Source organism: Micromonospora sp. WMMD975, assembly GCF_029581215.1.
Taxonomy (GTDB): domain Bacteria; phylum Actinomycetota; class Actinomycetes; order Mycobacteriales; family Micromonosporaceae; genus Micromonospora.
In genome coordinates this window covers 4,014,298-4,033,673 of record NZ_CP120739.1, presented here as the reverse complement: position 1 = coordinate 4,033,673, position 19,376 = coordinate 4,014,298, and the positions used below count along the sequence as shown (strand labels likewise).

Below are 19,376 nucleotides of genomic sequence, written 5' to 3'. Positions count from 1 at the left end.
CGCGGCCGGCGGCGGGCCGGAAACAACGAAGGGGTACGCGGCGGTCGCCGCGTACCCCTTCGCGTGTCGTGCGTCAGAGGCCGAGCTCGGCCTCGAAGGTGCCGCCCTCCAGCCGCTCCTTGACCGCGGTCAGGAAGCGGGCGGCGTCGGCGCCGTCGATCAGCCGGTGGTCGTACGACATGGCCAGGTAGACCATCGACCGGACCGCGATGACCTCACCCAGATCCGGGTCGTTGACCACGACCGGCCGCTTCACCACCGCGCCCGTGCCGAGCATCGCCGACTGCGGCGACGGCACGATCGGGGTGTCGAAGAGCGCGCCCCGGCTGCCGGTGTTGGTGAGCGTGAAGGTCGCGCCGGCCATCTCGTCCGGCGTGATCTTGTTGGCCCGGGTGCGCTCGGCCAGGTCGGCGATCCGCTTGGCGATGCCGCCCATGTTGAGGTCACCGGCGTTGTGGATGACCGGCACGAGCAGCCCGCGCTCGGTGTCCACCGCGATGCCGAGGTGCTCGGCCGCCGGGTAGGTGATCGTGCCGCCGTCCAGGTCCATGCTGGCCTGGATGATCGGGTGGGTCTGGAGCGCCTCGACGGCGGCGAGCGCGAAGAACGGCAGGAAGGACAGCTTCACGCCGTGCTTGGCCTGGAACGAGTCCTTGGCCCGGGTGCGCAGCTTGGCGACCTTCGTGACGTCGACCTCGACGACGGTGGTCAGCTGCGCCGTCTCGTGCAGCGACTGCTGCATCCGCTTGGCGATGGTCGCCCGGATCCGCGGCAGCTTCTCCGTGGTGCCCCGCTTGCTGCTCGGCTGCGGCTTGGCGGCCGGCTGGGCCGGTGCCTGCGCCTGGGCGGCGGGCGCCGCCGGCTCGGCCTTGGCGGCCTTCGCCTTCTCGGCCGCCTCCAGCACGTCCTGCTTGCGGATCCGGCCACCCACGCCGGTGCCGTTGACCGAGCCCAGGTTCACGCCGTGCTCGACGGCGAGCTTGCGGACCAGCGGCGTCACGTAGCCGGCGGCTTCGTCGCCGCCACCCTGAGCCGGGGCGGTCGGCCGCTGCGGCGCGGCGGCCGGCGCGGACGGCTGGGCCGCCTGCTCGGCCTTGGCCGGCTCGGCGGCCTGCTCCGCCTCGGCGGACGGCTCGTTGTAGGACATGCCCGGGGTCGGCTCCTGGACCTTCGGCTCGGGCTTCGGCTCCGCCTTGGGCTTCGCCTCCGCCTTGGGCTCGGGCTTCGGCTCGGGCTTCGCCTCGGCGGGCGCCGCGCCGGCCGCGCCGACGATCGCCAGTACGCCGCCGACCTCGGCGGTCTCGTCCTCGGGGACCTTGATCTCCAGCACGGTGCCGGCGACCGGGGACGGGATCTCGGTGTCCACCTTGTCGGTGGAGACCTCCAGCAGCGGCTCGTCCACCTCGACGGTCTCGCCGACCTGCTTGAGCCAGCGGGTGACCGTACCCTCGGTGACGCTCTCGCCGAGCGCCGGCATGGTCACCGGCGTACCCTCGCCGGACGACGCGGCGGGCTGGGCCGGCTCCTCGACGGCCGGCTGCTCCGCCTCGGCCCCGGGCTCCGCGGCGGCCTGCGCGGCCTGCGCGGCCTGCTCCGGCTCCGGGCCGGTGCCCTCGGCGGCGGCCGTCGGCTCGGTGGCCGGCTCGGCCTCCTCCTTCGGGGCGGCGCCCGCGTCCTCGCCCTCGCCGGCGATGACCGCCAGCTCGCTGCCGACCTCGGCGGTCTCGTCCTCACCGACGACGATCCGGCTCAGCACGCCCGCCGCGGGCGACGGGATCTCGGTGTCGACCTTGTCGGTCGACACCTCCAGCAGGGGCTCGTCGACCTCGACGGTGTCACCCTCCTGCTTGAGCCAGCGCGTGACGGTGCCCTCGGTGACGCTCTCGCCGAGCCGGGGCATGGTGACCGATACCGGCATGTTCTCCAGACTCCTTCATTCCCCTGGTGGGATCATCGCCCGTCGCCGGACGCCGCGGTTGTCGTGTCAGGCGTGCGCGTGCAGCGGCTTGCCGGCCAGGGCCAGGTGCGCCTCGCCCAGGGCCTCGTTCTGGGTCGGGTGGGCGTGCACCAGCTGCGCCACCTCGGCCGGGTACGCCTCCCAGTTGTAGATGAGCTGGGCCTCGCCGATCAGCTCACCGACCCGGGCGCCGACCATGTGCACACCGACGACCGGGCCGTCGTCCACCCGGACCAGCTTCACGTGGCCGGCGGTCTTGAGGATCTGGCTCTTGCCGTTGCCGCCGAGGTTGTAGTTGTAGGTCTTGACCTTGTCGGCACCGTACTGCTCCTTGGCCTTCGCCTCGGTCAGGCCGACCGAGGCGAGCTCCGGGTCGCAGTAGGTGACGCGCGGGATGCCGGCCTCGTCGATCACGGCGGGGGTCTTCCCGGCGATCTCCTCGGCGACGAAGATGCCCTGCTGGAAGCCGCGGTGCGCGAGCTGGAGGCCGGGCACGATGTCACCGACCGCGTAGACGTTCGGCACACTTGTGCGCAGCCGCTCGTCGGTCAGCACGTAGCCGCGGTCCATCTTGACGCCCTGCTCCTCGTAGCCGAGGTCGGCGGTGTTCGGGCCGCGACCGACGGCGACCAGCAGCAGCTCGGCCTCGACCGCGTCGCCACCCTGGATGGTCAGCTTGACGCCCTTGTCGGTCTTCTCGACCTTCTCGAACGGCTTGCCGACCTTGAAGTTGATCTTCCGCTTGCGGAACGCCCGCTCCAGCGCCTTCGACGACTCCTCGTCCTCGGCCGCGACCAACCGGGGCAGCGCCTCGACGATTGTCACGTCGACCCCGAAGGACTTCCAGACGCTCGCGAACTCGACGCCGATCACGCCGCCGCCGAGCACGATCGCCGACGACGGGACCCGGTCCAGGGTCAGCGCGTGGTCGCTGGTGATGATCCGCTCGCCGTCGACCTCCAGGCCGGGCAGGCTCTTCGCGTACGAGCCGGAGGCCAGCACGATGTTGCGACCGGTGTAACGCTTGCCGTCGACCTCGACCACGTTCTTGCCGACCAGCTTGCCGTGGCCCTCGACGATGGTGATCGCCTTGTTGCTCTTGAGCATCCCCTGCAGGCCCTTGAACAGGCGGGCGACGACGCCGTCCTTGTACGAGTTGACCGCCGCCATGTCGATGCCCACCAGCTCGGCCTTCACGCCGAACTGCTCGGACTCGCGGGTCTGGTCGGCGACCTCGGCGGCGTGCAGCAGCGCCTTGGTGGGGATGCAGCCGTTGTGCAGGCAGGTGCCGCCGAGCTTGCCCTTCTCGATGAGCGCGACGGAGAGATCCAGCTGGGCGGCACGCAGCGCCGCCGCGTAGCCGCCGCTACCACCTCCGAGGATGACGATGTCGAAGGTCGTGTCGTTCGGCTCGCTCACATCCAACTCCCAGGTCGCGTCACTGCATCGGGGGTTACGGCGGGGTAACAGGCACACCCCACCTCGGTCATCTTGTCACCACCGACGGCCGAGCGCGTACCGAGGTGCCCAACGACACGTCGGCGACACGTACGCTTGGCACCGTCTTCGATGACGTTCCGGGGGAGGAGTGAGTCCGGTGGCGCTGTTCCGACGACGCAAGCGGGTGGCCGCGGTGAGCCGCGACCGCGCTGCCGAACGCGCCGATCTGGACCACCTTGAGAACTTCGTCCGCACCCGGCGGGGCGTCGAGGCATTCCTCGAACCGCGGACCACTGTCACCGAGACCACAGTCATCCTGATCGCCGACGACGGCGAGTGGACGCGGCGGCGGGTCGGCAGCCCGGAGGACGCCCGTCGCTGGGCGCACAAGACCGCCATCCCGATCTACGACGTCCGCCTGATGGGCTACCCCCAGCGGATGCGCGACTACAACGAGCGCCGCAAGCGCCGCCCCGAGCTCTTCTGAGCGCCGCCGGCCGCCAGGTGTTAAAAGGGGCCCCCGCCTATGCGGAATGCGTTAAGCGGGGGCCCCTCCTTACCCCTCAGCCGTTGGCGGCGACGTCGTCCACCAGCGCTAGCAGGGTTCGCACCGGCACGCCGGTGCCGCCCTTCGTCAGGTAGCCGGTGGGCTCGCCCGAGTGGTAGCCGGGGCCGGCGATGTCGATGTGCGCCCAGGCCACCTCGTCGGCGACGAACTCGCGCAGGAAGACCCCGCCCTGGAGCATGTGCCCGGCCCGGTCCATGCCGGCGTTGACCTGGGAGATGTCGGCCACGTCGGACTCCATGCCCTTGCGCACGTCGTCCGGCAGCGGCATCGGCCAGGCCGGCTCGCCGGTCGCGTCGCCGGCCAGCCGCACCCGCTCGCACAGCTCCGGGCTGCCCATCACGCCGGCGATCCGCTTGCCCAGCGAGATCACCTGGCCGCCGGTGAGCGTCGACGTCTCGAACAGGTAGTCGGTGCCGTCGGAGCAGGCCCGGGCGATGGCGTCGGCCAGGACCATCCGGCCCTCGGCGTCGGTGTTGAGCACCTCGACCTTCTTGCCGTTGAACATGGTGATCACGTCGCCCGGCCGGTAGCTGGTGCCCGACGGCATGTTCTCCGCCATCGGGAGGTAGCCGGTGACCGTCACGGACGGCTTGAGCGCCGCCACCGCCAGCATGGCCGCGCCGACCGCCGCCGCGCCGGCCATGTCCGACTTCATCTCCCACATGCCCTGCGCCGGCTTGATCGAGATGCCGCCGGTGTCGAACGTGATGCCCTTGCCGACAAGCGCGACCCGCTTGCCGTTGCCGCCTCCGGCCGGCGTGTACGTGAGCTTCACCAGCCGCGGCGGCGCCTCCGAGCCCTGGCCGACGGCGATGATGCCGCCGTAGCCACCGGCGGCCAGCGCCGCCTCGTCCAGCACCTCGACGTCGAGCCCGGCCTCCCGGGCGGCGGTCGCCACCGCGTCGGCGAACGCCGGCGGGCGCAACTCGTTCGGGGCGGTGTTGACCCAGTCCCGGCTGGTCCGCACCGCGCCGGCCACCGCCTGCGCCCGGGCCACCTCGGCCTGGGCGGTCGCGTCGGCGGCGTCCGGCACCGCGACCAGCACCTCCGCCACCGGCTCCCGGCGGGTCGGCTGCGGCTTGGTCTTGTAACCGGCGAACCGGTAACCGCCGAGCAGCGCGCCCTCGGCGACCGCGCGCAGCGCGGCCGGGGCGTCGGCGTCGTCGGGCAACGGCAGGGCGAGGGCGACCCGCGGCGAGCCGGCCAGCGCCCGCACCGCCGCGCCGGCGGCCCGGCGCAGGGACTCGGGGGCGGGCGCGGCGCCGGCGGGCTCCGGGCCGAGCCCGACGGCGACGACCACCGGGGCGGTCACCGTGCCGAGCGTGGCCAGCTTGATCACCTCGCCCGGGCCACCTGTCGCGCCGAGCAGGGCCAGCGTCTCGGTCAGCTTTCCGTCGAACGCGGCGGCGATGCTCTCCGCGCCGCTGGCCAGCAGCAGGGCGGCGGCGGGTGAGCCGTCGCCCGGTTCGGTGGTCTGGCTGTGCACGCCGATCACGATCGCGTCGACGGCGAGTTCGGCGGGGTCGGTGTCGACCAGGCTGAGGGTGGTACGGGGCGATGTCACGAAAGCTACTCCGGGCGGGCCGGGCCGGCCGCGTCGTCGCGTACCGGCGATGAAGGTCTCTCCGGCGGCAACCTACCCGCCGGAAGCGTGGCTGTCCCGCCGATGCGCTCCGACGGGATCCCGCCGATGCTAACCACCAGGGGCCCGGCCGGTAAGTTGCCACCCATGACCGAGGTGACCCCCGCCGCCGCCGAGACCCGGCTGCGCCGTTCCCCGCTGCACGAGCGACACACCGCGCTCGGCGCGAAACTCGCCCCCTTCGGCGGCTGGCAGATGCCGCTCGAGTACGCCGGTGGCGGCGTGCTCAAGGAGCACACGGCCGTGCGTACCGGGGTGGGTGTCTTCGACGTCTCGCACCTGGGCAAGATCCGGGTCGCCGGGCCCGGCGCGGCGGACTTCGTCAACGCCTGCCTGACCAACGACCTCGGCCGGATCGCGCCCGGCCAGGCCCAGTACACGCTCTGCTGCGACGACGCCACCGGCGGCGTGGTGGACGACATCATCGCCTACCTGCACGCCGACGACGACGTCTTCCTGGTGCCGAACGCGGCGAACACCGCCGAGGTGGCCCGCCGGTTGCGCGCCGCCGCGCCGGCCGGCGTGACCGTCACCGACGAGCACGAGGCGTACGCGGTGCTCGCCGTCCAGGGGCCCGGCTCGGCGGACCTGCTCACCGCGCTCGGCCTGCCCACCGGGCACGACTACATGAGCTTCTCCGCCGCCACGCTGGCCGGCGTCGAGCTGACCGTCTGCCGCACCGGCTACACCGGCGAGCTGGGCTACGAGCTGGTCGTACCCGCCGAACACGCGGTCGCGGTCTGGGACGCGCTCTTCGCCGCTGGGCCCGACGTGCGCGCCTGCGGCCTGGCCGCGCGGGACACGCTGCGCACCGAGATGGGATACCCGCTGCACGGGCAGGATCTCTCCCCGGAGATCACCCCGGTGCAGGGCCGCTCCGGCTGGGCGGTGGGCTGGGACAAGCCGGCCTTCTGGGGCCGGGACGTGCTGCGCGCCGAGAAGGCCGCCGGCCCGGCCCGTACGCTGCGCGGCCTCGCCGCGGTGGATCGGGCCATCCCGCGCCCCGGCATGACCGTGTACGCCGGTGACCGGCAGGTCGGCGTGGTCACCAGCGGCACGTTCAGCCCGACGCTCAAGCACGGCATCGCGCTCGCCCTGGTCGACACCGACCCGAAGCTGCCCGACGGCGAGGAACTGGCGGTGGACATCCGCGGTCGCCGCGCCCGGATGTGCCTGACCAGGCCGCCGTTCGTCAAGCCCTCGGTCCGCTGAGACGCCCGGGTCAGTCCTCGCGCAGGCGCTCGGGCTGAGACGCCCGGGTCAGTCCTCGCGCAGGCGCTCGGGCTGAGACGCCCGGGTCAGTCCTCGCGCAGGCGTTCGCCGGCGTCCAGGACGGCCTGGGTCCAGCCGCCCTCCAGCACGCCGGTGCCGTCCAGGACGGCCCAGTCGACCACGTCGGACGCCTCGACCACGACCGGCGAGCCGATCCGTACGCTCGGGTCGCTGTTGGCGTCGGTGGCGCTCGCGCCGACGATCCGTTCCGGGGCGTCCCACGAGGTGACGCCGGCCCAGACGTACTCCGGGCCGTCGTCGCCGGGCAGACCGTACTTGACCACGAGCTGGCTCTCCGAAGGCAGCCCGCCGGCGAGGAACCGGGCCCGGATGTCGCCGAGCGCGGCCCGGGCGGTCGCGACCGCCCGGCTCATCGCGTCACCGGTGCGGGCGTACCGGACGTCGGGCTGGATGCCGTCGAACAGCGTCGCGCAGGCGGCGGCGAAGTAGCGGCCCGGCGGCCCGGGATGCCCGGGCGGCGGGTTGAGGCTGAGGAACGAGTCGGCGTCCGGGTCGGTGGCCGGGTCCAGCTCCAGGCGCAGCAGCACCGGCGCCGTCGCGCCGTGCTGCTCCGGGTTGCCGTACGCCACCGCGATGTCGTGCCCGGTCACCGTGGCCAGCACCGGGAGCTGCACGAACGCCGGCACCTCCTCGCCGGTCAGCCCGTCGGTCCAGTCCCGCAGCAGCCGCCGGGCCGCCCCGGTCATCACCGCGCCCCAGGCCCGGGTGAGGTGGTCCGGCACGCCCTGGGCCTGCAACTCCAGCAGCCCGAAGCGGCGCAGCCCCTTGGTGGTGAACCAGAGCCCGTCGGCGTCGGAGGAGTAGGGCACCAGCACCCAGTCGACGAGCCGGATCCGGCCGTGCTCGTCCGGGAGGGAGCGCAGCGCGGTCGCCGGGTCGAGGAACTGGAGCCCGAACACGTCCACCACGTCCCCGCCGACCGTCTCGGCGACCGCCGCGGCGACCGCCCGGGCCGCCCACTCGTGCGCCGGCGGCCAGCCCGGCCGGTATTCGGCCTGCACCACCACCAGGTGGGTGGCGGCGGCCAGCCGGGCGAGTTGCTCCTCGGTGGCGCCGAACGCGGCGAGCAGGTCCGGCGGCAGCTCGGGGAACTCGTCGACGGTGCGCGTGTCCACGCTCATCAGGGGGCTGTCGAGCATCTGCCGGGCCAGCCCGTACACCGGGGCGGCGAGCCGGCCGGCCAGCCCCTCCACCGCCGTCTTCGGACTCACCCGGGGCAGCCCGTCGATCGGCACCAGGTAGGTCGCGTCGAGCGACTCCGGCACCGGTACGGGCAGGAAGTCGTCCGTGATGAGCATGCCGTCTCCCTCGACCCGCCGGTGCACTCACCCGAACGCTACCCGCCCGACCGGGCACGGTTCAGGCGGTCAGCACCAGTCCCAGGTAGGACAGCGTGGTGACGACCTCGACCAGGGCGCCGAGGACGTCGCCGGTGATGCCGCCGAAGCGGCGTACCAGGTGCCGCAGGAGCCCGGCCGCGACGGCGAGCGCGCCGAGCACGGCGAGCGGCCCCTGCCACGGGCGGCCCGGCACCGCGGGCGCGGCAAGCAGCGTCACGGCGAGCGCGCCGACCGCCAGGGCGCCCCACCCGACCGTGCCGGCCACCAGCGCGCCCAGCCCGTCCGGCCGGGCCGCCGGCACCCCGCGGCGGCACGCCAGGCCGGCGGCGAGCCGCCCGGCCGCGGTGGCCGCGACCACCCCGGCGAGCGCCGCCGGCGCGTCCCGCCCGACCAACTCCGCCAGCACGGCGGTCTGGAGCAGGAGTACGACGACGAGCGCGACCACCCCGAACGGCCCGACGTCCGGCTGCTTCATGATCGCCAGCGCGGCCGGCCCCCGCCGGTACGAGCCGAGCGCGTCCACGGCGTCGGCCAGCCCGTCCAGGTGCAGGCCGCGGGTCAGCAGCGCGCCCAGCCCGACCGTGACCCCGGCGGCGACCAGGGGCGGCGCCAGCGCCCCGGCCAGCAGCAGCGCCCCGCCGAGCGCCGCGCCGAGCAGCGCGCCGACGGCCGGGGCCAGCGCCATCGCGGTGCCGGCCGTGACCCGGTCGACCCGGCCGGCGCGGACCGGCGCGGTGGTGAACGTGGTGAGCGCCAGCCGGACGCCGTCGGCGAGCCGGGGCTCAGTCGGCACGTCGGCCGGGCGTGACCGGCTCGTCGGACCCGATCGTGGTCGGACCCGGCCCGGCCGGCGCCGGCTCGCCGAACGCCGGCTCGCCGGACTCGGGTTCGCCGGACTCGGGCTGGCCGAACGCCGGTTCGGCGGGCTCCGGCGCGTACGCCGGGGTGGACGGCTCGGGCTCGGCGTAGCTCTCGTCCTCGGCGCCGCCCAGCGACGGGTGCACCGGCAGGGTGGCGGCGAGCGTGAGCGCCGCGCGCAGCAGCGGCAGGGCGGCCAGCGCGCCCGCCCCCTCGCCCAGGTCGAGGCGCAGATCCAGCAACGGCGTTAGGCCGAGCACGTCGGCGGCGAGCCGCACGCCGGGACGGCCGCCGTGGTCGGGCAGCAGGCACCAGTGCCGCGCCTGCCCGGCGAGGTCCCGGCTGACCATGCCGGCGGCGGTGCCGACCGGACCGTCGAGCAGCACCGGAACCCGCCGGGCGGTCGCGCCGAGCAGCACGCCGGTGGCCATCGCGATGTCGCCGCCGCCCAACTCGGCCAGGACGTCCTTGGCCTCCCGGGGGGAGCGCCGGGTGCGGTGCAGCGCGTCCCGGACGGCCGCGCAGCGGACCATCCAGGCGTTGTCGTCGATCTCGCCCTGCTCGGTCACCACGCGGCCGAGCACCGCCGGCGGCTCCGCGCCGGCGGTGGCCGCCAGCACCGCCGCGGCGGCTGCCTCGGCGCCGGCCCCGCAGGCCGCCAGCACCAGCAGTTGTACGCCCGCGTCGGCGGCCTGCTCGGCCAGCCGCCAGCCGTAGCGCAGTGCCGCCTCGACCTGGTCCTCGGGAAGCGCCGGCCCGTCCTCGAACGGCGCCGACGTGGGCGCCTCGACGACCTGGAGGCTCGCGCCGTTCTCGGCGGCCAGCCGGGCCAGCGCGCCCCGGCCGGCGCGGGCCTGCCGGGCGCGGCGGGCCGACTCGCCGGCCACCGTGCCGGCCGACGCCCCACCGGAGTGGTCGCCGTGCAGCAGCAGCACCCGCACGCTGTCCCACGGGCGCGGGGTCGAGGTGCCCTGGGTGGCGGCGGCGAAGCCGACCACCTGCTCCAGCACGCCGAGACCGGCGCCGGGCAGGTCCAGGGTGGCCAGCCGGTCGACCGCCTGCGGGCCGGTGTAGTCGTCGGGCATCGGCAGTTCCATGCCCGGCTGGATGACCAGGCCGGTGGCGATCATCGGCAGCGCCATGGTGGGCGCCGCCCAGTCGCCGGCGTCGGCCGTGCCGGCCTGCGCCGGGGCCGGCGTCGGGCTCGCGGTGGGGGTGAGCACCTCTGGCAGCGGCGCGTCCGCTACGTCGCCCTCCGGTCGATGCTCGGTGGACGCGGTTGGCTGGTCAAGCCCGGGCCACGCCGGGACGTCCGCCCCAGCGGGTCCGGCTGGGACGCCGAGGACGACCTGGTCCGGTGCGCCCTGGCCCTGGTCCGGTGCGCCCTGGTCCGGCGGAGCGTGCTGTGCCGGCGGGGTCGGTACGGGCTGTGCCGGTGCGGCGTGGGCGTGCTGTGTCGGCTTGGCCTGGACCGGCGGTGCCGGTGCGGCGGCGGGCTTGAGCCAGGCGGTCTGCCCGGCCACCACGAGCGCGACCGCGTCGCAGGCGTCGGCCACCGCCCGGTTGGTCGCGCCCAGCGCGTCGGTGAATGCCCGGCCCAGCGGGGTGGTGGGCACCAGGGACAGGCCCACCTCCGGGCTGACCAGCACCAGCCGCGCCTCGCTCGCCCGCACCGCCGCGGCCAGCTCGGCGATGGTGGCGGTGTCGTCGGCCGGCTGGTGCGCCGGGTCGAGCAGCACGGTGACCCAGCCGCCCAGGTCGTCCACGAGCAGCGTGTCGTTCGGGCCGGCGGCGGCGATCACCTCGACCAGCCGGCCCGGGTCCGCCGCGGTCTCCTCGGTGGTCCAGCTCCCCGGCCGCCGGGCCCGGTGCGTCGCGAGGCGGGCCGCCCACTCGGTGTCGTCGGGCTCCCCGGCGGGGGCGGTCGCCACGTAGCGGACCATGGGCGCGTCGGCGACCAGGGACTCGGCGAACCCGGACTTGCCGGAGCGGATACCGCCGAGCACCAGGAGGGTGTGCCACCCGTCAACGGACATGCCCGTACCTTAGTTCGCCCGCTCCGGGTCCGGGCACCTCGCCCCAGGGCTCGCGACGCCGCAAGATCCACTCCAGGTCGGCGAGGTGGGGGCATCGGTGTGCCGTTGACCCCGCCACGTCGACGGAGTGGAGTGGATCTTGCGATTGGCGGGCCATCGTGCGACCGCGGTCGTTCGGCCGGAACCTCAGCCGCAGTGCTCGAAGGCGCTGCCGTAGGACGCGCCGCCGGTCGAGCCGCCCCACTTCACGCAGACGCCGGCGGCGGTGGCGCGCACCGGGCCGGCGTAGTAGCTGTACCCGCCGCTCTCGGTCTGCCGGCCCTTGCCCTTGACCTGCAGGTACGTGCTGACGGTGGTGACCTGCCCGACGCCGGCGTCCTTGAGCGTCACCACGCAGTTGGCCCCGGCCTCGGTGCTGTAGAGCAGGTAGACCCGCCCCTGCCGGACCCCGTCCCTGGTCAGGGTGGCCGAGTCGATCACCCGGTAGCCGCCGCCGCACACCTGGACGGCGGTGTACGGGTTCGGCTGCGGGGCCGCCGTCGGGTCCCCGGTCGGCGTGGGCGCACCGGTGCTCGGCTCGCCTCCGGCCGGTTCGCCGGCCGGCGGCGCGGAACGGCCCGGGGTGGCCGACGGCGACCGGCTGGGCCGCCCGGTGCGGCTCGCGCCCGGAGTCGCCGGTCCGGCGCCGCTCGGGGACACCGGCGTCACGGAGCCGGGGACCGCGGACTCACCCGCGAGCACGGTCGGCTCCGCCCCCGGCGACGGGTCGTCGGGGGAGCGGAGCGCCGCCACGACCACGGCCGTCAGCACCGCGACCACCACCAGGCCGCCGGCCCCGACAAGCGCCATCGACCGCCGCCCGGGTCGCGCCGGCTCCCTCCGCGTCCCGGGTCCGCCGTCCGGCCCGGGCGGGACATTCGTGCCGAGCGCCGCTTCGCCGGCCCCGGCCGCCGTACGGTCGTCCGCCTCGGACGTCGACGGTCCCGGGCCGCTCACCGCCCACGGCGGGCGCGGCGGGGCCGGTACGCCCGCGAGGGTGGCGTCCCGGGCGTCCCGCGCGCCCTCGGCCAGGGTCACCGCGGTCGGGAAGCGGTCGCGCGGGCTCTTCGCCAGCGCCCGCGCGATCACCTCGACCACCGCCGGGGGTGTGGCCGGCGGCAGCGGCGCCGGCTCGTCCTGCACGTGCCGCATCGCCACCTGGATCGGGTGGTCACCGTGGAAGGGCGGCCGGCCGGCCAGGCAGTAGTACGCGACCGCGCCGAGCGCGTAGACGTCGGTGGCGGGCGAGACGGGCTGGCCGGACGCCTGCTCCGGGGACATGTACGAGGCGGTGCCGAGCACCATGTGGGCGGCGGTGAGGCCGGCCATGGTGTGGGCCCGGGCCAGGCCGAAGTCGACGAGCACCACCGTGCCGTCCCGCTTGACCAGCAGGTTTCCCGGCTTCACGTCGCGGTGCACGATGCCGGCGAGGTGGGCGGCGTGCAGCGCCTGCGCGGCCTGTGCCACCACCGACATGGTGGACGCCGGGTCGAGCCGGCCGGCCTGCCGCACCCAACTCGTCAGCGGGCGCCCGTCCACGTACTCCATCACCAGGTAGCTGACCCGGCTGTCGTCGGCGAGCGTGGCGGAGCCGAAGTCGTGGACCTGCACGATGCCGGGGTGGCGCAGCGCGGCGAGCATCCGGGCCTCGGCGTGGAAGCGGGTGGTGAACTCCGGATCGGCGAGCAGCGAGGGCAGCATCACCTTCACCGCGACGACGCGACCGAGCAGCGTGTCCGTGCACTTCCACACGGTGCCCATGCCGCCGGTGGCGATGCGCTCGTCCAGTCGGTAGCGGTCGCTGAGCACCACTCCTGAAGTCAGCACCGCGTCACCGTACCGGCCCCGTCGATATGGCGGCGGGCCGTCGCGCGGACGGCCGACTAGGCTTGCGGGGGTTTGGCGTCCCACGGGACGACGGCGGCGAGGGGAGACGCGGCATGGCGTGGAGCTGGCGGTACGAGGGCACGAACGGCGAGACGGTCGACGGGCCGGGTGAGTCGTTCACGAGTCAGGCGGACGCCGAGTCGTGGATCGGTCAGACCTGGCGGGAGCTCGCGACGTCCGGCGTCACCTCCGTCGCCCTGGTCGAGGACGACCGGGTGGAATACCGGATGAGCCTGCAGCCCCCGGCCGAATGACCGGCTACGACCGCCCGGGCGACCCGCTGGTCCTCGGCGTGCCCCGGGCGGCGTTCCGGCCGAGCCCGATCTTCCTGGCCCTGGTCGCGCTCTTCGTGGCCGGCGGGGTGATGACCTGGAACGGGTACGGCAACGTCCGGTTCGACGTCTTCCTCTTCGTGGTCGCCGGCTGGCTGGTCTCGCTCTGCCTGCACGAGTACGCGCACGCCGTGATCGCGTACCGGTCCGGCGACCGGGACATCGCGCACCGGGGCTACCTGACGCTCAACCCGCTGAAATACACCAGCCCACTGCTGTCGATCGTGTTGCCGGTGGTGGTGCTGCTGCTCGGCGGCATCGGCCTGCCCGGCGGCGCGGTCTGGGTGGACCGGCACGCCATTCCCGGCCGGCTGCGGCACACCCTGGTCAGCCTGGCCGGGCCGGCCACGAACGTGCTGTTCACGCTGCTGTTGATCGCGGCCGTGAACTGGGGGCCGTCGCTGGGCGGGCCGCTGGAGTTCTGGGCCGGCGTCGGGCTGCTGGCGTTCCTCCAGCTCATGGCGAGCGTGCTCAACCTGCTGCCGGTGCCGGGCCTGGACGGCGGCAACATGATCCAGCCCTGGCTCAGTCCCGCCTACCGGCGGATGTACGACCTGTTCGCCCCGTACGGATTCATCCTGCTCTTCGCGCTGCTCTGGAGCCCGCGGATCGGCGGCGCGTTCTTCACCGGGGTCTTCGCGGTCGGCGACGCGCTCGGCCTGCCGCGTGACTTCTATCAGATCGGGTTCTACCTGATCCGCTTCTGGCAGGGCTGACCGTGGTCGTCCCCGGGCCGGCGCACGCCGGCCCGGGGACGCCGGGCGTCAGGGACGCTGCGCCGGGCTCACGGTCTTCGCCGGGTCCCGCTCGGTGACCGGCTCGACGATCTCGTCGATCGCCTTGAGTAGGCCGGCGTCGAGCTTCACACCGGCCGCCTTCACGTTGTCGTGCACCTGCTCGGGCCGGGACGCGCCGATGATCGCCGAGGCGACGTTCGGGTTCTGGAGCACCCAGGCGACGGCGAGCTGCGGCATGGTCAGCCCGGCCTGCTCGGCGATCGGCTTGAGCTGCTGCACCCGGGTGAGCACGTCGTCGGTGAGCCATTTGGCGATGAAGTCCGCGCCGGACTTCTCGTCGGTGGCCCGGGAGCCGGCCGGCGGCGGCTGGCCGGGCAGGTATTTCCCGGAGAGCACGCCCTGGGCCATCGGCGACCAGACGATCTGGCCGACGCCCAGCTCCTCGCTGGCCGGGATCACCTCGGTCTCGATGACCCGCCACAGCATCGAATATTGTGGCTGGTTGGAGATCAGCGGGATGCGCAGCTCGCGGGCGAGCGCGTGCGCCTCGCGCAGCTGCGACGCGGTCCACTCGGAGACGCCGATGTAGTGCGCCTTGCCGGCGCGCACCACGTCGGCGAACGCCTCCATCGTCTCCTCCAGCGGCGTGCTGACGTCGTAACGGTGGGCCTGGTAGAGGTCGACGTGGTCGGTCTGGAGGCGGCGCAGCGAGCCGTCGATCGACTCCATGATGTGCTTGCGGGACAGGCCGCGGTCGTTGCGGCCCGGGCCGGTCGGCCAGTAGACCTTGGTGAAGATCTCCAGCCCGTCACGGCGCTCGCCCTTGAGTGCCCGGCCGAGCACCGACTCGGCCCGGGTGCCGGCGTAGACGTCGGCGGTGTCGAAGGTGGTGATGCCGCTGTCGAGGGCGGCCCGCACGCAGGCGACCGCGGCCTCCTCCTCGACCTGTGAGCCGTGGGTGATCCAGTTGCCGTACGAGATCTCGCTGACCATCAGGCCGGAGCGGCCCAGGTGTCGGAATTCCATCCCTCGACCCTAGCCCCGCGCGGACGCCGGCGCCGTGCGGCGCTCAGCGCCCTGCCGCCGCGACAGCGCACGACGTGCGCCTGCCCGGTCGGCGTGAACCGGGCTCAGAGCACCGGCGAGGTGTCGGCGAGCAGCCGGTCGATCTCCGCGGCCACCGCGGCGCGGCCCGGGTGCACCGGGTCGATCAGCGGCTCGCCACGCCGGTCCAGCGCGCCCCAGCGGCCCGAGCCGGTGGTGACCAGGAACGCCACCGGGTGCACCACGAGCGCCGGATACGCGGGCGCCACAAGCATCCGGCCGGCGCGGTCCACCACACCCCGGCGGCCGGACACCTCGACCACGGCCAGTCCGTCGGCGGTGAAACCGTCAAGCAGCCGGCCGTCGGCCAGCGGCGTGCCGAGGCCGTGGTAGCGGGTCGGCAGCACGACCTCGCCGTCCCGGTTGACCGCGCCCCATCCGCCGTTGCGCCGCACCGCGGCCAGGCCGTTGCGGAATGGCCGGACCTCCTCGTACCCGGGCGGGACCTTGACGATGTTCATCCGGTCGACGGCCATCCACCGACCCTTGCCGTCCATGGAGACCCACGACAGGCCCTCGGCGAAGCCGCCCGCCGCCCGGTAGCCGTTGTTCGCCTCGATCAGCGCTGCCCCGGTGGTGTCGATCAACGCCCAGCGGGACGCCTCCGGGCGACGCACCCAGGCCAGCCCCTCCTGGAACGGCTGCACCTCGGCGTACCGGTGCGCGATCACCATCTCGCCGTCGGCGTCCGCGTACCCCCAGAGCCGCTCGGAGTCGTCGAACGTCGCCACCGGGTACCGCGGGGTGCCGAGCACCTCCGCCCGGCCGCGCGGCGGCGGCCCGAAGCCGTCGCCGGCGGCCCGCGCCGCGACCGCGTCCAGCGCCACCTCGGTCCGCGCGTTCATCGCCGTGTCCTCGCCCTGGCGCAGGTCCAGCGCCCGCTCGAAGTGCAGGCACGCCTCGGTCAGCCGGCCCTGGTCATAGCAGGAACGCGCGGCGTGCTCGTGTAGCAACGCGCGCAACCGGTCGGGCAGTTCCGGTGAGTTCGCCTCGGCGAAGAGCCGGTCGGCCTCCGCGTGCTCGCCCCGCCAACGCAGCACCTCGGCGAGGCGCGCGCGGGCCAGCGAGGTCCGCCGCAACTCGCCGGTGGCCTCCGCGTACGTCAGGGCCAGCCGCGCGTCGGCGACCGCGTCGTCGTGGTCGCCGAGGATCCGGGACGCCACCGAGCGCAGACCCAGCAGCCGGGCCCGGCTGCGATTGTCGAGCGCGGTGCCGAGCTTGCCGGTGAGGCCGTCCCGGATCCGGCTCAGCTCCGCCGGGTCGGGCGCCTCCTCGCGCAGCGTCTCCGGGTGCAGCCGCCAGTCGACGGCGGCCAGGGCCTGCTCCGGATCCACCGGAGGCGCCGGGGCCGGTTCGTCGTCCGTCCGGGCTTCGGCCGGAGGCCCCGATTCCGGGGTACGTGGGCGCGGCGGCCCGTCCTTCGCATCCGATTCGGCCGGCTCGCTGGCGCCCGAATGATCTTCGGGTACGTCGGCGCTGGTCGAGCTTGCTTCGGGCCTCGCGTCGTTGGCCCCGCCCGTGTCACCGTCATCGACGCCACCCGGGCCCCCATTCGGCGGGGAGGTGCCGGCCGGGCCGTTCTCCGTTCGTGCCGCACCAGCGGGATCTGTCCCGCTCGGAGCGGCGGGAGCGCTTTCGGTGAGGGCTGTGCTGCTGGTCGACTCCGTCGTGCTCGGGATCGGGCCGCCCGGATCCGCCCCGGACCGGACCTCACCGCGGTGGCCCGCCGCCGGTGCCGAACCGGCGGGCCCGCCGTCGGCAGGCGTCGGCGGCGGCGCGGCGGCGGCGGCGGCCCGGACGTCACCGCCCGGCGTTGGTACGGGCCCGTCGAACTCGGGGCGGGGGACGGAGGGTGCTGCCGGGGGCGTGGTGGGACACGGTGTCGCATCCGTCGCATCCGTCGCATCCGTCGCGTCCGTCGCGTCCGTCGCGTCCGCCGTGGCCGTCGTGTTCGCCGTGTTCGCCGTGACGGACGCGTCCGCCGTGGCCGGCGGTGCGGAATCCGCGGACGGCTCGTCGTCGCTCACCGTGCGGGCCGCGCGGGCTGCCGAGCCGTCCGGAGGCGTCATGGCGACGGCGGAGGGCTGGGATGCCGTGGTGGCGGGCGGTGGTGGCGACGGTGTCCCGTCCGAGGGTGCGGACGGTTCGGGCGTCCGGGGCTCGGCCGGCTGGCGCGCACTCGGCACGACGACCCCTGTTGCCCCCGTGCGTGCGGCGGGCCCGGACAACTCTGGGGTGGCGGGGTGGCCGGCGGGATCCGTGGCGGTGACGTGGCGGCCGGTCGTGTCCGCTGAGTCGTCCCCGTAACCGAGTTCGTGGCGACGGTCGTCGGACCGTCCCGGCTCGGCGGCTGCGCCCGGGCCGGCTGCGCCCGGTTCAGCCGCTGTCTGACCGAGTTGGTCGTCGGAAGTGACCGGACGGGCCGACGTGGCCGGCTCGACCACGTCGGTCGACCGGGCGTCGTCCCGGTCGGACCGGTCGCCCGGCTGGCCGGTCTCGTCCCACTGCTCGCCCGGCTGGCCGGCGTCGAGGCGGTCCAGCTCGTCCGATCGGGTCGGCGGGCGGTCCAGGTCGTCCGATCGGGTCGGCGGGGACACGACGGCGGGCGCGTCGTCGCCCGGAGCCGTGGCGGCGGTGTCCCTTTCCTCGGCCGCCGCCGGTTGGCTCGGCCGGAACCACGCCTCCAGGCCGCCGTCCGCCGCCCGCGATGTCCGGCGTGACTCGTCCACGGCCGGCGGGGTGCCGGTACCGACCGGTGTGACCGGCGGTGTCGGCGTGACCGGCGGGGTCGGCGTGACCGGCGGGGTCGACGCGACCGGCGGGGTCGACGCGACCGGCGGTGTCGATGTGACCGGTGTGTCCCGCGGTGCGGACCGAACCGGTGCGGCGGACGTGGCCTGTGGGGGCGGCGCGACATGCGGGGTCCGGACCTCCGCGGAGCCCGCAACGGCGGGCCGGACCGGGTCCGTCCCGGGTGTCCGGGCCGGAAGGCCGGGGTAGGCGGGCGGCGCGGGGCGGCGGACCTCGTCGTGTCGACCCGGCACCGGGGGGACCGGCCGTCGCGGCTCGTCCGGTCGGGCCGGCGGTACGGGAGGGGCAGGCGCGTCGCCGCCACGGGCGCGCTGGGGCTCGTCGGGTCGGGCCCGCCACTGCTCCGGGCGGAGCCGGTGAGCGGGGGGCGCGGCGGAGTCCGACCGTCGCCCGTCCGGCTCCGGCTGCCGCCGGCGGGGTTCGGGACGTACGTCGGTCGTGGGCGGCCGAACGACTTCCGACTCGGCGCGTGGGCCGGCGTGTTCGGGGCGTGGGCTGAGGTGTTCGGGGCGTGGGCCGGCGTGTTCGGGGCGGGCGGCGGCTGGCCGGGCGTCGCGCGAATCCGGACGGGTCCGGCCGACGCCGTCTCGGCCGATGCCGTCTCGGCCGATGCCGTCTCGGCCGACGCCGTCTCGGCCGATGCCGTCCCGGTCGGGGCGGTGACCGTCGGCGCGGTGACCGTCCGGGCGGTGACCGTCGAGGCGTGGAACATCGGCCGGCTGGGTCGGGCGGCCGTCCTCGATTGGACGGCGGCGCTCGTCGGGCCGGTACGCGGCCGGCTCGGCGGGTCGCCGCCGCTCGATCACCGGCCACTCGCCCTGCGGCGGCCAGGTCCGGTCGTGCGGGCCGTCCCGCCGCTGGTCGACCGGGCGCGGTGCGGCGTACCGGTCGCTCTCGGCGCGTTGCGGGGCACGGCCGTGCCCGGCGGCCGGACGCGGGGTGTCGGTGTGCGCGGCCGGCTCCCGGCCCGGCCGGCCGTCCTCCCGGCGGCCGGTGGCCGGCTCGCGCCGATCGGTGTGGGGACGCGGGCCCGGGTCGCGCCAGCCGTCCCGGCGGGGCTCGCCGCGGGGGGCCCCGCCGCGTTCCGCCGGGGCCCCGTCGTGATCGAGCCGGTCGGTCGGCCGACCGAAGGCCCGCCGCTCCGGGCGGTCGTCGGGAGCGGGGTCCTGCCAGCTGTCGACGTACGGCCCGTGCGGCTCGTCCGGGGTGAGTTCGCGCGGCCCGTCCGAGCCACGCTCGTGCCGCCAGTCGGCGGCGGGGGTGCGACGCGGGTCGGGCGACGGGCTCCACTGGACGCGGGAGGCGGACTCGCGCCCGCTCGTCGGGGCGTGG

General features: G+C 75.2%; 13 protein-coding genes. 4 read left to right on the top strand and 9 right to left on the bottom strand.

The window, feature by feature from the left end:
- Positions 1–73 precede the first annotated feature (73 nt).
- A complete protein-coding gene (sucB, locus tag O7613_RS17410; RefSeq protein WP_282289305.1) occupies positions 74–1,918 on the bottom strand; it encodes a 2-oxoglutarate dehydrogenase, E2 component, dihydrolipoamide succinyltransferase in 1,845 nt (614 codons plus the stop codon).
- A 66-nt stretch (positions 1,919–1,984) separates the two neighbouring features.
- Positions 1,985–3,376 carry a dihydrolipoyl dehydrogenase gene (gene lpdA / locus O7613_RS17405; protein WP_281587350.1) on the bottom strand — a complete coding sequence of 464 codons (1,392 nt, stop codon included), beginning with the start codon at positions 3,374–3,376 and terminating at the stop codon, positions 1,985–1,987.
- A 178-nt stretch (positions 3,377–3,554) separates the two neighbouring features.
- Here lpdA and O7613_RS17400 point away from each other — a divergent pair, with 178 nt between their 5' ends.
- On the top strand, positions 3,555–3,884 hold the full coding sequence (locus tag O7613_RS17400) for a hypothetical protein (protein WP_281587351.1): 330 nt from the start codon (positions 3,555–3,557) through the stop codon (positions 3,882–3,884).
- Between the two features lie 76 nt (positions 3,885–3,960).
- Here O7613_RS17400 and O7613_RS17395 read toward each other — a convergent pair whose 3' ends face one another.
- Positions 3,961–5,529 carry a leucyl aminopeptidase gene (locus tag O7613_RS17395; protein ID WP_282289304.1) on the bottom strand — a complete coding sequence of 523 codons (1,569 nt, stop codon included), beginning with the start codon at positions 5,527–5,529 and terminating at the stop codon, positions 3,961–3,963.
- 165 nt (positions 5,530–5,694) lie between these two features.
- On the opposite strand from O7613_RS17395, the gene gcvT reads away from it, so the two are divergent.
- The gene (gcvT, locus tag O7613_RS17390) at positions 5,695–6,819 is read left to right on the top strand and encodes a glycine cleavage system aminomethyltransferase GcvT (protein ID WP_282289303.1); all 1,125 of its coding nucleotides are present in this window, start codon (positions 5,695–5,697) and stop codon (positions 6,817–6,819) included.
- A gap of 86 nt (positions 6,820–6,905) precedes the next feature.
- On the opposite strand, the gene O7613_RS17385 is transcribed toward gcvT, so the two are convergent.
- From O7613_RS17385 to O7613_RS17370, 4 genes are all read right to left on the bottom strand, one after another.
- Complete coding sequence (locus O7613_RS17385) at positions 6,906–8,198, bottom strand: DUF2314 domain-containing protein (protein WP_281587354.1); 1,293 nt, start codon at positions 8,196–8,198, stop codon at positions 6,906–6,908.
- A gap of 61 nt (positions 8,199–8,259) precedes the next feature.
- A complete protein-coding gene (locus tag O7613_RS17380) occupies positions 8,260–9,033 on the bottom strand; it encodes an adenosylcobinamide-GDP ribazoletransferase (protein ID WP_282289302.1) in 774 nt (257 codons plus the stop codon).
- Complete coding sequence (locus O7613_RS17375) at positions 9,023–11,134, bottom strand: bifunctional adenosylcobinamide kinase/adenosylcobinamide-phosphate guanylyltransferase (protein ID WP_282289301.1); 2,112 nt, start codon at positions 11,132–11,134, stop codon at positions 9,023–9,025. The genes O7613_RS17380 and O7613_RS17375 overlap by 11 nt, the downstream gene beginning before the upstream one ends.
- 186 nt (positions 11,135–11,320) lie before the next feature.
- Positions 11,321–13,000, bottom strand: coding sequence for a serine/threonine protein kinase (locus O7613_RS17370; protein ID WP_282289300.1), 1,680 nt, complete (start codon positions 12,998–13,000; stop codon positions 11,321–11,323).
- A gap of 113 nt (positions 13,001–13,113) precedes the next feature.
- On the opposite strand from O7613_RS17370, the gene O7613_RS17365 reads away from it, so the two are divergent.
- Complete coding sequence (locus O7613_RS17365) at positions 13,114–13,314, top strand: hypothetical protein (protein WP_281587358.1); 201 nt, start codon at positions 13,114–13,116, stop codon at positions 13,312–13,314.
- On the top strand, positions 13,311–14,108 hold the full coding sequence (locus tag O7613_RS17360) for a site-2 protease family protein (protein ID WP_281587359.1): 798 nt from the start codon (positions 13,311–13,313) through the stop codon (positions 14,106–14,108). Before O7613_RS17365 ends, O7613_RS17360 begins: the two co-directional genes overlap by 4 nt.
- A 48-nt stretch (positions 14,109–14,156) precedes the next feature.
- On the opposite strand, the gene O7613_RS17355 is transcribed toward O7613_RS17360, so the two are convergent.
- A complete protein-coding gene (locus O7613_RS17355) occupies positions 14,157–15,155 on the bottom strand; it encodes an aldo/keto reductase family protein (protein WP_281587360.1) in 999 nt (332 codons plus the stop codon).
- 104 nt (positions 15,156–15,259) lie between these two features.
- The gene (locus O7613_RS17350) at positions 15,260–16,567 is read right to left on the bottom strand and encodes a WG repeat-containing protein (RefSeq protein WP_282289299.1); all 1,308 of its coding nucleotides are present in this window, start codon (positions 16,565–16,567) and stop codon (positions 15,260–15,262) included.
- Positions 16,568–19,376 lie beyond the last annotated feature (2,809 nt).